General features: G+C 68.5%; 14 protein-coding genes. 9 read left to right on the top strand and 5 right to left on the bottom strand.

Annotated elements, in window-relative coordinates:
- Nucleotides 1-1479, top strand: a complete 1479-nt coding sequence (gene gatB / locus G3W89_RS01805; RefSeq protein ID WP_162572507.1) for an Asp-tRNA(Asn)/Glu-tRNA(Gln) amidotransferase subunit GatB — start codon at nt 1-3, stop codon at nt 1477-1479.
- A gap of 9 nt (nt 1480-1488) precedes the next feature.
- On the opposite strand, the gene G3W89_RS01800 is transcribed toward gatB, so the two are convergent.
- Together G3W89_RS01800 and pyrE are read right to left on the bottom strand one after the other, a co-directional pair.
- Nucleotides 1489-2145, bottom strand: coding sequence for a DUF4124 domain-containing protein (locus tag G3W89_RS01800; RefSeq protein WP_232076270.1), 657 nt, complete (start codon nt 2143-2145; stop codon nt 1489-1491).
- Nucleotides 2146-2178: 33 nt separating this feature from the next.
- Complete coding sequence (gene pyrE / locus G3W89_RS01795; protein WP_162572506.1) at nt 2179-2859, bottom strand: orotate phosphoribosyltransferase; 681 nt, start codon at nt 2857-2859, stop codon at nt 2179-2181.
- A 25-nt stretch (nt 2860-2884) separates the two neighbouring features.
- Between pyrE and G3W89_RS01790 the strand changes: the two genes are divergently transcribed.
- Nucleotides 2885-3688, top strand: coding sequence for an exodeoxyribonuclease III (locus G3W89_RS01790; protein ID WP_162572505.1), 804 nt, complete (start codon nt 2885-2887; stop codon nt 3686-3688).
- A gap of 12 nt (nt 3689-3700) precedes the next feature.
- Here the strand turns inward: G3W89_RS01790 and G3W89_RS01785 are convergent, their stop codons facing one another.
- On the bottom strand, nt 3701-4603 hold the full coding sequence (locus tag G3W89_RS01785) for a LysR family transcriptional regulator (protein ID WP_162572504.1): 903 nt from the start codon (nt 4601-4603) through the stop codon (nt 3701-3703).
- Between the two features lie 98 nt (nt 4604-4701).
- Here G3W89_RS01785 and G3W89_RS01780 point away from each other — a divergent pair, with 98 nt between their 5' ends.
- Entirely contained in the window at nt 4702-5958 is a 1257-nt protein-coding gene (locus G3W89_RS01780; protein WP_162572503.1) for a flavin-dependent oxidoreductase, read from the top strand.
- A gap of 25 nt (nt 5959-5983) precedes the next feature.
- A complete protein-coding gene (locus G3W89_RS01775) occupies nt 5984-6946 on the top strand; it encodes a tripartite tricarboxylate transporter substrate binding protein (protein ID WP_162572502.1) in 963 nt (320 codons plus the stop codon).
- Here the strand turns inward: G3W89_RS01775 and G3W89_RS01770 are convergent.
- Together G3W89_RS01770 and G3W89_RS01765 are read right to left on the bottom strand one after the other, a co-directional pair.
- A complete protein-coding gene (locus G3W89_RS01770) occupies nt 6933-7454 on the bottom strand; it encodes an SDR family oxidoreductase (RefSeq protein ID WP_162572501.1) in 522 nt (173 codons plus the stop codon). The two genes, G3W89_RS01775 and G3W89_RS01770, sit on opposite strands and share 14 nt — an antisense overlap.
- A 143-nt stretch (nt 7455-7597) precedes the next feature.
- Entirely contained in the window at nt 7598-8434 is an 837-nt protein-coding gene (locus tag G3W89_RS01765; RefSeq protein ID WP_162577275.1) for a M48 family metallopeptidase, read from the bottom strand.
- A 35-nt stretch (nt 8435-8469) separates the two neighbouring features.
- Between G3W89_RS01765 and G3W89_RS01760 the strand changes: the two genes are divergently transcribed.
- The 5 genes from G3W89_RS01760 to G3W89_RS01740 all read left to right on the top strand — a co-directional run bounded on the left by G3W89_RS01760 (nt 8470) and on the right by G3W89_RS01740 (nt 12813).
- Nucleotides 8470-9828, top strand: coding sequence for an AmpG family muropeptide MFS transporter (locus G3W89_RS01760; RefSeq protein ID WP_162572500.1), 1359 nt, complete (start codon nt 8470-8472; stop codon nt 9826-9828).
- Between the two features lie 22 nt (nt 9829-9850).
- Complete coding sequence (locus G3W89_RS01755) at nt 9851-10162, top strand: FitA-like ribbon-helix-helix domain-containing protein (protein ID WP_162572499.1); 312 nt, start codon at nt 9851-9853, stop codon at nt 10160-10162.
- Nucleotides 10163-10279: 117 nt separating this feature from the next.
- On the top strand, nt 10280-10723 hold the full coding sequence (locus G3W89_RS01750) for a type II toxin-antitoxin system VapC family toxin (RefSeq protein WP_162572498.1): 444 nt from the start codon (nt 10280-10282) through the stop codon (nt 10721-10723).
- 84 nt (nt 10724-10807) lie between these two features.
- Nucleotides 10808-12004 carry a beta-ketoacyl-[acyl-carrier-protein] synthase family protein gene (locus G3W89_RS01745; RefSeq protein ID WP_232076268.1) on the top strand — a complete coding sequence of 399 codons (1197 nt, stop codon included), beginning with the start codon at nt 10808-10810 and terminating at the stop codon, nt 12002-12004.
- Entirely contained in the window at nt 12001-12813 is an 813-nt protein-coding gene (locus G3W89_RS01740; protein ID WP_162572497.1) for a beta-ketoacyl synthase chain length factor, read from the top strand. The genes G3W89_RS01745 and G3W89_RS01740 overlap by 4 nt, the downstream gene beginning before the upstream one ends.
- Nucleotides 12814-12817: the final 4 nt, after the last annotated feature.

Below are 12817 nucleotides of genomic sequence, written 5' to 3'. Positions count from 1 at the left end.
ATGAACTCGTTCGAACAAATGCAGGAAGGCCGCCCGACCGGCCCATTGGTGCAGGGCTATGAAGTCATCATCGGCTTCGAGACCCACGCGCAGCTCTCGACCGCAAGCAAGATCTTCAGCCGCGCCTCCACTGCTTTCGGGGCGGAGCCCAACACCCAGGCCAGCGCAGTCGACCTGGCGCTGCCCGGCACGCTGCCGGTGATGAACAAGGGCGCCGTCGAGCGCGCCATCAAGCTCGGGCTGGCGCTCGGCTCGCACATCGCGCCACGCAGCGTGTTCGCGCGCAAGAACTACTTCTACCCCGACCTGCCCAAGGGCTACCAGATCAGCCAATACGAGATCCCGGTCGTGCAGGGCGGCTCGGTGGCCTTCTTCCTCGGCGACGAGAAGAAGACCGTGCGCCTGGTGCGCGCCCACCTCGAGGAAGACGCGGGCAAGTCGCTGCACGAGGACTTCGTCGGCCAGTCGGGCATCGACCTGAACCGCGCCGGCACGCCGCTGCTGGAGATCGTGACCGAGCCCGACATGCGCTCCACCGCCGAGGCCGTTGCCTACGCGCGCGAGCTGCACAAGATCGTGACCTGGATCGGCATCTGCGACGGCAACATGCAGGAAGGCAGTTTCCGCTGCGACGCCAACGTCTCGGTGCGGCGGCCCGGCGCGCCGCTGGGCACGCGACGCGAAATCAAGAACCTCAACAGTTTCAAGTTCATGCAGCAGGCGATCGACTACGAGATCCGCTGGCAGATCGGCGAGCTGGAGGACGGGCGCGCGATCCAGCAGGCCACCGTGCTGTTCGACCCCGAAACGGGCGAGACCCGCGCCATGCGCACCAAGGAAGACGCGGCCGATTACCGCTACTTCCCCGATCCCGACCTGCCGCCGCTGGCGATCGCGCCGGAGTGGATCGAGCGCGTGCGCGCCCAGATGCCCGAACTGCCGCGCGCCATGGCGGAGCGCTATGTCCGCGAGCACGGCCTCTCCGACTACGACGCGACGCAGCTCACCCAGAGCCCGGCCCTGGCCCGCTACTTCGACGAGGCCGTGCGGGCGGGCGCCGCGCCCAAGCTCGCGAGCAACTGGATCACCGGCGAGATCGCCCGCCGGCTGAACCAGCAGGACATCGACATCGCCCAGGCGCCGGTCACGGCCACCCAGCTCGCGGCGCTGATCGGGCGCATTGGCGACGGAACCGTCTCCAACAACGCCGCGCGCCAGGTTTTCGATGCAATGTGGACCGGCGAAGGCCAGGAGGTCGACGCGCTCATCGAGGCCAAGGGCCTGAAGCAGATGAGCGACACCGGCGCGCTCGAGAAGATCATTGACGCCGTGCTGGCCGCCAACCCCAGGAACATCGATGAATACCGCGCCGGCAAGGACAAGGCCTTCAATGCGCTGGTCGGCCAGGTGATGAAGGCCAGCCAGGGCAAGGCCAACCCGGCGCAGGTCAATGCGCTGCTGAAGGCGAAGCTGGGATAGGGGACGACGTCAGCGCGTGGTGATAGCCGGTGCAGTGCCGGCCCACAGCGGCCGCAGGCGCGTACGCTCTTCATCGAAGCGGGCGTTCACGCGCTTCTTCTCGTCGTCCTGGTCGGCAATGAAGCGGTTCTGCACCGTCATGCTCTTCGTGTTGTCGTCGACCTTGCGCCGCAGGGCAGCCGGGGCCTTGGCGACATCCTTGGCGTAGAACTCGAGCTCGTCGTCGATCTTGCGGCGCTCCTCGGCGAGCTCACTCAGGCGCCTGCGAGCGGCAGTGATCACCGCATCGATCTGCACCAGCGCCTCGGCGCGCTCGCGGTCGTGCGCGGCCGGGTTCGGATAGCGGATCAGCAGCGCGCGCTCGCGCCGCTGCTCTTCACGCTGGCGTGCTGCCTGCAGCTGTACCTGTCGCTCGCGCTCGTCGCGCTCGGCCTGCTCGCGCGCCGTGTAGGTGGGTTCGAGCTTGCGCCGCACGCTTCCGCTGGGGCTGAGCTCGCGCTGTTCGCGGTCGGCGCAATCGGGGATCGGCCGGTCGGCCGTGATCGTGCGGCCGCGGGCGTCGGTGCAGCTGTAGATGCCGGGACCGCCGGTGGCCCGCTGGGCATGGACCACGGCCGCCGCAGCCAGCGGCAGCAGCGCCAGCATTCGAATCCGTGTGTACTGCATGCGCGCCACCGTCGATCCTTCAAGCGGTTGAGGTCAACCCGCGCCGTAGCGGGCCCGATAGTCCAGCACTCCCTGCCGGTGGGCGCTCAACTCGTCGTCCGCGCGCCCCGACAGATACTGTAACAAGTCGTCAAGCGTCGCGATCGCCACCACCTGCATTCCGAGCTGCTGGCGGACATATTGCACAGCGCTGTGGTCGACATCGACGCCGTTCTCGGTCGCCTTCTCCTGGCGGTCCAGCGCGATGGCCACCGCATGCGGCGTGGCGCCCGCGCTGCGGATGGCGGCGATCGACTCGCGCACCGCCGTGCCCGCCGACATGACGTCGTCGACGATCAGCACCCGGCCCGACAGCGGCGCACCGACGAGCGTGCCGCCCTCGCCGTGGTCCTTGGCTTCCTTGCGGTTGTAGGCGAAGGGCACGTTGCGCCCACGCCGGGCCAGCTCGGCCGCCACCGTCGCGCCCAGCGGGATGCCCTTGTAGGCGGGGCCGAAGATCATGTCGAATTCAAGCCCGCTGGCGATCAACCGGTCTGCATAAAATGCCGCCAGCCGCGCGAGCTTCGCGCCGTCGTCGAACAGCCCCGCATTGAAGAAGTAGGGACTCATGCGGCCGGCCTTGGTCTTGAACTGGCCGAAGCGCAGCACCCCGGATTCGAGCGCGAAGTGCACGAATGCCTGGGCCAGCGCGCCCTCTTCTCCTGTCTTTGCCATCTTTTCAGCCATCCGGAACGTCCTCGTGTTCAAACTCACCAGCCTCAACCTCAATGGCCTGCGCTCGGCTGCGACCAAGGGTGTCGCCGACTGGGTGGCCGAACTGGCGCCGGATTGTATTTGCATGCAGGAGATCCGCGTCCAGGCGAGCGACATCGAAGGCCGCTTCGAGGCCATGGCCGGCCTCAAAGGCTACTTCCATTTTGCGGAGAAGAAGGGCTACGCGGGCACTGCGATCTACACCAGGCACGAGCCCGGCGAAGTCGTGGTGGGCTGGGGCGACAGGGAATTCGACGCTGAAGGCCGCTACCTCGAGCTGCGCTTCGATACGCCGCAGCGCAAGTTCTCGGTGATCAGCTGCTATTTCCCGAGCGGCTCCTCGGGCGAGGAGAGACAGGCGGCGAAGTACCGCTTCCTCAAGGGCTTCTTCCCGCATCTCATCGCCCTCAAGCGCGAGCGGGAGTTCGTGCTGTGCGGCGACATCAACATCGCGCACAAGGAGATCGACCTCAAGAACTGGCGCGGCAACCAGAAGAACAGCGGCTTCCTGCCCGAGGAGCGGGCCTGGATGACCCGGCTGCTCGACGAGGGCGCCGAGGGCGCGGGCCTGGTCGACGTCTACCGCATGCTCAAGCCCGACGCCACCGACGAGGCCTACACCTGGTGGAGCAACCGCGGACAGGCGTACGCAAAGAACGTGGGCTGGCGGCTGGACTACCACCTGGCCACGCCGGCCATCGCCAGGCACGCGCGCAACGAGCAGATCTTCAAGACCATCAAGTTCAGCGACCACGCGCCGATCACGGTCGACTACGACTTCACGCTGTAACTGCGGCGCGAGCTATCGCGACAAGGCCGGCAAGGCCTTGACCAGCGTCTTGCAGAAGGCCTGCATGGCCTCGGTCTCCTGCACGCCGCGCTTGGTGATGCGGTAGAAGTCCAGTTCGACCTTCGGCTTGACCAGCAGGTCGGTCCGCACCCGGTGCCGCCGGCAGGCCGCCAGCGCGAAGGTCGGCATCACGGCGCTGCCGAATCCCGCCTCGACCATCGAGATCAGGGTTCCGAAGAAGTTGAACGCAAGGCGGTTCGGATCGGCCTGGCCGACGCTCGCCAGGTGGCCGTCGATCAGCTTCTGGATCGGATTGCTCGGCGGCAGGCCGAGCAGCTGCGCGCCACGCAGCGAGGACCATGGTGCGCTGCCGACGGGCGTCGCTTCATCGTCCTGCGCCGGCGTCACGCGCATCAGCTGGAAGTGGCCCACGGGCGAACGGTCCAGCCCCGGCGCTGCCTTGAAGAAGAAGCCCAGGCCCATGTCGGCCTCGCCCTCGACCACCAGCGCTTCCACGGCGCGAAGGTCGGCATCGAAGAGCTTGAGCCGGATGCGTGGATGGCTTTCGCGGAAGCGGGCGAAGACCTGTGGCAGCAGGTTCGAGGACACCAGCGGGGTGGCGGCAACTCGCAGCGTCTGTCGAGCTTCGTCGCCCTCGGCGCCAAGGCGGCCCGTGACCTCGTCCAGCTCGCCCAGCACGCGCTCGACCACCGGCAGCAGGCGCCGCCCCGCGGCCGTCAGGCCGACCATGCGTGTAGTGCGGTCGAACAGGCGCGCGCCGAGTTGGCGCTCCATCTCTCGCACCAGCGTGCTGAGGCCTGCCTGCGTCATGTGGGCCTGCTCGGCCGCGCGGGTGAAGTTGCCGATTCGCGCCACGTGCAGGAATGCGCGCATCTGGCGCATGGACAAATTCATACCAGATCATGATAAATCCATACGACATCTAAATTTCACAGATGAACGTCGGCCCGATCTAATCCGGGGTTTCCCATTGTGAAGAAGACCCCGGAGACATGAGCGAGACCCAAGTGATCATTCTGGGCGCGGGCATCGGTGGCCTGAGCTTGGCACTGAGCCTGCACCAGGCCGGCATCCCCTGCCGCATCTACGAAGCGGTGCCCGAGCTGAAGCCGCTCGGCGTCGGCATCAACCTGCTGCCGCATGCGGCGCGCGAGCTTGGCGAACTTGGCCTTCTGCCGGCGCTGGATGCCGTGGGCGTGCGTACGCAGGAAGCGGTGTTCTTCAACTCCCATGGCCAGCTGGTGTTCCGCGAAGCCGCCGGGACAGCGGCGGGCTATGACTGGCCCCAGTACTCCATCCACCGCGGCGACCTGCACACGGTGCTTCTGGATGCGGTGCGCGAACGGCTCGGCGCGGACAGCGTGGTCTGCGGGCATCGCTGCGTGGGCGTGGAGCAGGACGAACATGCCGTCGTTGCCCGCTTCATCGCGCCCGATGGCGCCGCTCTTCCACCGGTGCGCGCCGCGCTCGCCGTGGGCTGCGACGGCATCCACTCGGTACTGCGCAAGCAGCTCTACCCCAACGAAGGCGCGCCGCGCTACTCCGGCGTCAACATGTGGCGTGGCACCGCAAAGCACAAGCCCTTCCTCTCGGGTGCGAGCATGGTGCGTGCGGGCTGGCTGGACCAGGGCAAGATGGTCATCTATCCCATCCGCGACAACGTCGATGGCGAGGGCAACCAGCTCGTCAATTGGGTGGCAGAGATCCACGCACCGCAGCCCGCGCTGCAGGACTGGAGCCGCGCCGGCCGGCTGGAGGATTTCATGCCCGCTTTCGAGCGCTGGCATTTCGACTGGCTCGACATCCCCGCGCTGATCCGCTCGTCGGACTCCATCCTGGAGTACCCGATGGTCGACCAGGACCCCCTGCCGCGCTGGACCCATGGCCGCCTCACGCTGCTCGGAGATGCTGCGCACCCGATGGTGCCGCGCGGCTCCAATGGCGCGGGCCAGGCCATCATCGATGCCCGCTACCTGGCCGGCACGCTGAAGCGGCTCGGCGTCGGCACGGCGGCCCTGGAGGACTACGACCGGGTGCGCGTGCAGGCCACGACCAACGTGGTACTCACCAACCGCAGCAACCCGCCGGACACCATCCTGCGCGAGGTGTTCCAGCGCTCCGGCGGCAAGCGCTTCGAGCGCCTCGAGGACATCGTCAGCACCGCGGAGCTGCAGGCCATCTCGGACAACTACAAGCGCGTCGCCGGCTACGACCCGGCGTCGCTGAAGGCCCGGCCTTCCTTCCTTTGAACACAGGACCGACGGAGACGACAGCATGCTTGCATTCAAGAAAATACTCGCCCTCCTGCTGCTGGCCGCGGGCGCCACGGCTGCGCAGGCGTGGCCCGACCAGCCGATCACGCTGGTGGTGCCCTACACGCCCGGCACCGGCATCGACCTGATCGCACGCCAGCTCTCGGCCCGGCTGCCGGCCGTGCTCGGGCAGCCGGTGGTGGTCGACAACGTGGCCGGCGCCAGCGGCAACATCGGCAGCGAGAAAGTCGCGCGCGCCAAGCCCGACGGCTACACGCTGCTCGTGCAGGTCAACACGCTGGTGATGAACAAGAGCCTCTACAAGTCGCTGGCCTACGATCCGCTGAACGACTTCACGCCGGTCTCGCTCACCTCCTGGGGCACGCTGCTGCTGGTGACCAACCCGAACGTGCAGAAGACCACCTCGGTGGCGCAGGTCGTGGCCGCGGCCAAGGCCAGCCCCGGCAAGCTCACCTATGCCACCCCCGGCGTGGGCACGCCGCATCACCTGTCGATGGCGCTGCTGCTGCAGAGCACCGGCACCGAGATGCTGCATGTGCCGTACAAGGGCACGGCTGGGGCGGTCACCGACCTGCTGGGCGGACGCATCGACTACATGTTCCTGCCGGTGCACGTGGCACTGCAGCACATCCAGGCCGGCAAGCTGAAGGCGATCGCGACCGGCAGCGACAAGCGGCTGGCGCAGCTGCCAGATGTCCCGACCTTGGCCGAGTCCGGCATCAAGGGCGGCAACGTCGACATGTGGTACGGCGTGCTGGCGCCGAAGGGAACACCGAGCGCGGTGGTGGCGCGGCTCAACAAGGAGATCGCCGCGGTGCTGAAGCAGCCCGAGGTCGCGGCTGCCTTCGAGTCACAGGGCATGGTGCCGGCGAGCTCGGGGCCGAACGAGTTCAAGGAACTGATGGCCAAGGATGCGCAGCGTTGGGCCGGCGTGGTTCAGCGCGGCGGCATCACTGCGGAATGAAATGGCTGTCGGGGAATGGGTCGGTCGCTGGCGCCGGGTGACCTGTCGGGCCATGTGAACCTGGTGCAGCGTGATCGTGCGCACCTCGGCCCGGGCGGTCTCGTCGCTCGATCGCGAGGGCGATGGCACGTGCAAGGGCCTCCGACGCGCCGTCCGCTTCGGACCCGATCGAGCCGGGCGTGATCACGGTGGCGCCGGCGCTGAGCTCGTCCAGCATCGACAGCGGCATCACGCCGACGTTGTCGACGATCACGTCGACGCGGCCGAACACCCGCGTCGCCTCGTCGATGAAACATCGCATGCTCGCGCGCCGCGCGACGTCGAGCACCTGGTAGTGCGCCGAGCCGCCCGCCCTGGCGATCTCGTGGGCGAGCGCATACAGGCGGCCAATGCGCCGCGCGCCGAGCATTACCTTGGCGCCCTGCGCAGCCAGCAGCCGGGCGGCGGCTTCGCCAATGCCGCTGCTGGCACCCGCGATGGCAATGACTTTGTGCTGAATTCCCGACATGCTGCGCTCCTGGATGAAGAGCCCTGGCGCAGGTGCGGCAGGGACTGGAGCAAGTCTAGGAATGAGGAGGCGAAAGGCGGTAGCCGATTAAGCGGCGCTTCTTGCCCGATCCTGCAAAGGCGCAGCGACCGGCAACGCGAAACTTATTTCGCCGCGCGGTAGAGGCCCTCGACCTTGGGCACGTTGGCCTCGAGCTTGGCGATGCGGTCGGTCCCGCTCGGGTGGGTCGACAGGAAGCTCAGGCCGCCCTGGCTCTTCGAGGCCTGGCCCATCTTCTTCCACAGCGACACCGCGGCCTGCGGGTTGTAGCCGGCGCGTGCGGCGAGCTCGAGCCCGACCAGGTCGGCATCGCTTTCGTCGCTGCGGCTGAACTTGAGGGTGAGCAGTTGCGTGCCGGCACGCGCCGCGAGATCGCCGGCCTGGCCCAGCCCCAGCAGTTGGGCTCCGATCGACAGCGCGGCGCCGGTGCCCGCGCTCTTGGCCAGGCGCGCGCGTGCATGCTCGCGCAGGGCGTGCGCCATCTCGTGGCCCATGACCATCGCGACCTCGTCGTCGGTGAGCTTGAGCTGGTCGAGGATGCCGGTGAAGAAGGCGATCTTGCCGCCCGGCATGCAGAAGGCGTTGATCTGCTTGCTGCCGATCAGGTTGACCTCCCATTTCCAGCGCGCTGCGCGTTCGTTCCACTGGGCCGCGAAGGGAATGATGCGGCCCGCGATGGCGTGCAGGCGCTGCAGCTGCGGATTGCCCGCGCCCGCCAGCGCGCCCTTGGCCTTGGCCTGGGCCAGCAGTTCGCCATACTGCTGCACGCCGGCCTGCTCCACGTTCTCGGCCGGCACCAGGTTGCGCGCCACGGAGGCCTTGCCCACCTCCACCTGCCCCATGACCGGCGTGACTGCCGCGGCGGCCGCGGCGGCCGCGGCCAGCAGGAACGCGCGACGGCGGCGCCACGGGCGGGAGCGGAAGGGGCAGTCCAGACACATGCGGGAATAATAAGAGAGCCTCAAAGATCAACTTCATGTCCGCACCACCGGCCGACCAGAATCCCCCCGCCCTGCCCTGGCGCGACGCGCTCAAGGTGTATCTCGAACCCGCGACCCTGCGCATGCTCGCGCTGGGCTTCTCCGCGGGCCTTCCACTGCTGCTGGTGCTGGGAACGCTCAGCTTCCGGCTGCGCGAGGCCGGCATCGACCGCACGACCATCGGCTATCTGAGCTGGGTCGGTCTGGCCTACGGCTTCAAGTGGATGTGGGCGCCGCTGGTGGACCGGCTGCCGGTGCCGCCGCTGACCACGCTGCTCGGGCGGCGGCGCGGCTGGCTGCTGCTGGCGCAGCTGATCGTGATGGCCGGGCTCGTCGGCATGGCCTTCAACGATCCCCGCGCCGGCCTCCCGCCGCTGGTGTGGTGCGCATTGCTGGTCGCCTTCGGCTCGGCGACTCAGGACATCGCGCTGGATGCCTTCCGCATCGAATCGGCGGCCACGCGCAAGCAGGCGGCGCTCGCGGCGGCCTACCAGACGGGCTACCGGCTCGCGATGATCTGGGCCGGCGCAGGCGTGCTGTGGATCGCTGCCTGGGCCGAGCTGGCCGGCAGCACTGGCTACCAGAACGGCGCCTGGAAGACCGCCTATCTCGCAATGGCCGCGTCGATGGCGGTCGGCGTGATCACGGTGCTGCTGTCGCCCGAACCCGCGCGCGTGGCGCTGCCGAAAGCGAAGAACGCCGCCGAATGGCTGGAGAGCGTGGTGATCGAGCCCTTCGCCGACTTCTTCCGCCGTTATCGCTGGCAGGCGGCACTGATCCTCGCGCTGATCGCGGTCTACCGCATCAGCGACGTGGTGATGGGCATCATGGCCAACCCGTTCTATGTCGACATGGGCTTCACCAAGGACGAGGTGGCCACGGTCAGCAAGGTCTACGGCGTGGTGATGACGCTGGCCGGTGCCTTCGTGGGCGGCGTGCTCTCGATGCGGCTCGGCGTCATGCGGGTGCTGATGCTGGGGGCGGTGCTGAGCGCCGCCAGCAACCTGCTGTTCGCCGCGCTCGCCAGCCGCGGACACGACCTCACTGCGTTGGTGCTGGTGGTCTCTGCCGACAACCTGGCAGGCGGCATCGCCTCGGCGGCTTTCATCGCCTACCTGTCGAGTCTCACCAACATCAGCTACTCGGCCACGCAGTACGCGCTGTTCAGTTCCCTGATGCTGCTGCTGCCCAAGTTCATCGCGGGTTATTCCGGGGCCTTCGTCGACGCCTACGGCTATCACGCCTTCTTCACTGGCACGGCAGCGCTCGGGGTGCCGGTGCTGCTGCTGGTGGCCCTGGCGGCGCGAAATGCGCCCGCACGAAAGCACCCTCTTGTCTCCGAAGTGGCGCCATAATGGCTCCATATTGGAGGTATCGATGGCAAATCTCTCGGTCAAGGACGTGCCCGAGGAACTGGCAGAGCGGCTGCGGCAGCAGGCCGCCCGCAATCACCGGTCTCTGCAAGGCGAGCTGATGGCCATCCTCGAGCAGGCCATCTACGCGCCGGCTCCCACGCCCATGCCGCGCCCGGGTGTCGTCAGCATCGGCTGGAGCGGCCACCCGGTCTTGCGACGCGGCGGCAAACCCATCGAGCAAATCGCGGCCGAGCACCGCGTGCGCTTCCCGCAACCCATCCACGGCGGACCTGACGCGGTGGACATCATTCGCGCCGAGCGCGACGCCCGATGAGCCGCCTGGCCGCTCCAGGGCGGATGGCTCCAAAGCGCGCAGGGCCAGGGTTTCCGTGACCTGCCGGGCCGCTCCCAAGCCGAATGGCCTGGCAACGCGTAGTGCGGGGCTTGCGTCATGAGCGCGTCTGCCGCGGCCTTGTACCTCGCTGAACCGCCAGCGCTCTTCACCGCGCGCCCGCCCATGGTGGTGGATTGCAGCGCGCTCAGCGCCATCCTGTTCGACGAGCCGGCGCGCGACGAAGCGCTGGCCCGGCTGATCGGCCGCAGCCTGCATGCGCCCAACCTGCTGGATCACGAGATCGCGAGCATCGCGCTCGAGAAGCGTCGAAAGGATGGGCCCGTCGAAGCGATCGCCCAGGCGCTGCGCGACTACGCCACTTTCGACATCGAGCTTCATCCGGTCGATCCGGTTGCGCAGTACGAACTGGCGGCACGCTACGACCTCACCGCCTACGACGCCGCCTACCTCTGGCTCGCAGCCGAACTCAAGGCGCCGCTCGCCACTTTCGACCGGCGGCTCGCCGAGGCGACCCAGGCGCACCTCGGCACCTTGTCCTGAGGCCGTAGGACATTCACGCCCACGCGATGGGCGAAGTAGCTGGTAGGCTGTGACGTTTTTCACGCTTCGCATCACCGCCCTACCGTGCCGCCTTCCCGCATCCCTCCCCTCCAGATCACCGCCTTCACCGCGACCTCGGCCGTCGGCGTCGGCAAGGAACCCCTGCTCGGCGCGCTCGAGCAATCGACGAGCGGCCTGCGCGCCAACGACTTCGGCGCCACGCCGCTGCCGACCTGGATCGGCCGGGTCGACGGCCTCGAAGAGATGCGCCTGCCGGAAGACCTGGCGCGCTGGGACTGCCGCAACAACCGCCTCGCCTGGCTCGGGCTGCAGGCCGACGGCTTCATCGAAGCGGTGGCGGCGGCGCGCGAGCGTTACGGACCGGCGCGCATCGCATTGATCCTGGGCACCTCCACATCGAGCATCGGCGAGACCGAGCTCGCCTACACCCAGCTCGACGCCGACGGCCGCTTTCCCGCGGAGCAGCACCGGCCGCGCGTGCACACGCCGCATTCACTCACGATGTTCGTGCAGGAAGCGCTCGGCCTCGAGGGGCCGGCCGAGACCCTCTCTACGGCCTGCTCCTCCAGCGGCAAGGTGTTTGCCTCGGCGGAACGGCTGATCCGTCTTGGCCTGGTGGACGCGGCCGTGGTGGGCGGGGTGGACACGCTCTGCGGCAGCGTGCTGTTCGGCTTCAACTCGCTCGAGCTGGTCTCGCCCGAGCCCTGCCGCCCCTTCGACGCGCAACGCAACGGCATCAGCCTGGGCGAAGCCGCGGGCTTCGCGCTGCTGGAGCGCGGCCCGGGCCGGCTGGAACTGCTCGGTTACGGCGAGGCGAGCGATGCGCACCACATGTCCACGCCGCATCCCGAGGGCTTGGGCGCCGAGCGCGCGCTCGACGACGCGCTGGCCCGTGCCGGGCTGGCGGCGGAGGCCATCGACTACATCAACATGCACGGTACGGCCAGCGCCAAGAACGACGAGGTCGAAGGCGCCCTGGTGGCGCGCCGCTTTCCGCCGGGCACCCATGCCAGCTCGACAAAGGGTTTCACGGGCCACACGCTGGGCGCGGCAGGTGTCGTCGAGGCAGTGATCAGCCTGCTCGCCATCGAGCGCGGACTGATGCCTGGCACCGTCAACACCGGCATGCTCGACCCCGTCTGCGGGCCGCAGATCCGGCTGGAGCCCGCGCGCGGCGAGGTGCGCTATGCGCTGTCCAACTCATTCGGGTTCGGCGGCAACAACTGCGCCTTGCTGTTCGGCAAGGGGGCTGCCGAATGACGCCGACGCTCTACATCGAAGGGCCGGCCTTCTGGGCGTCCACGCTGCCCAGCTGGAGCACCGCCCGCGCAGTCTTCCGCGGCGACGCTGCGCCGGCCGATCCCCCGGCCAAGCGGCCGTCGCCGCAGATGCTGGCGCCGGCCGAGCGGCGGCGCGCGCCCGACACGGTCGCGCTTGCGCTGGAGGTCGCGGCCGCCGCGGTCGAGGCCTCGGGTCGCTCGGCGAAGGACCTCCCTTGCGTGTTCGCCTCGGCGCACGGCGACCTGGGCATCAACGACTACATGTGTGCAACGCTGGCGAACGACCCCAAGCTGCTGTCGCCCATCAAGTTCCACAACTCGGTCCACAACGCCGCGGTCGGCTACTGGACCATCGGCACCGGCTGCACGGCCGCGAGCAATTCGCTGGCGGCCTACGAGCACAGCTTCGCGGCCGGCCTGCTCGAAGCTGCGACACAGTGCGCGGCTGATCAGCAAGCAGTGCTGCTGGCCGGCTTCGACATCCCATCCGTAGGGGCGCTCGGCTCGGTGATCGACAGCCGCGAGCTGCTGGCCGTGGCCCTGGTGGTCGCGCCCACGCGCACGGAGCGCACGGTGGCGGCGTTCGACTGGTCCCTGTCGACCGGCACACCCGCACCGCAACGTCCGCTCCCGAAAGCGGTAGTCGCGCTGAAGGCCAACGCGATGGCCGACGCGCTCCCCTTCTTCGACGCGCTGGCGCGCGCCGAACCGGACTCGCTGGACCTGCCGCTCGGCGCCCGGCTCTCGCTGCGGCTGCGGCTGCGGCTGCGGCTCGAATCCCAGGGCTGATCCG

It is taken from the genome of Variovorax sp. PBL-H6, assembly GCF_901827155.1.
Taxonomy (GTDB): Bacteria; Pseudomonadota; Gammaproteobacteria; order Burkholderiales; family Burkholderiaceae_C; genus Variovorax.
This window is presented reverse-complemented; position numbering and strand designations above follow the sequence as displayed.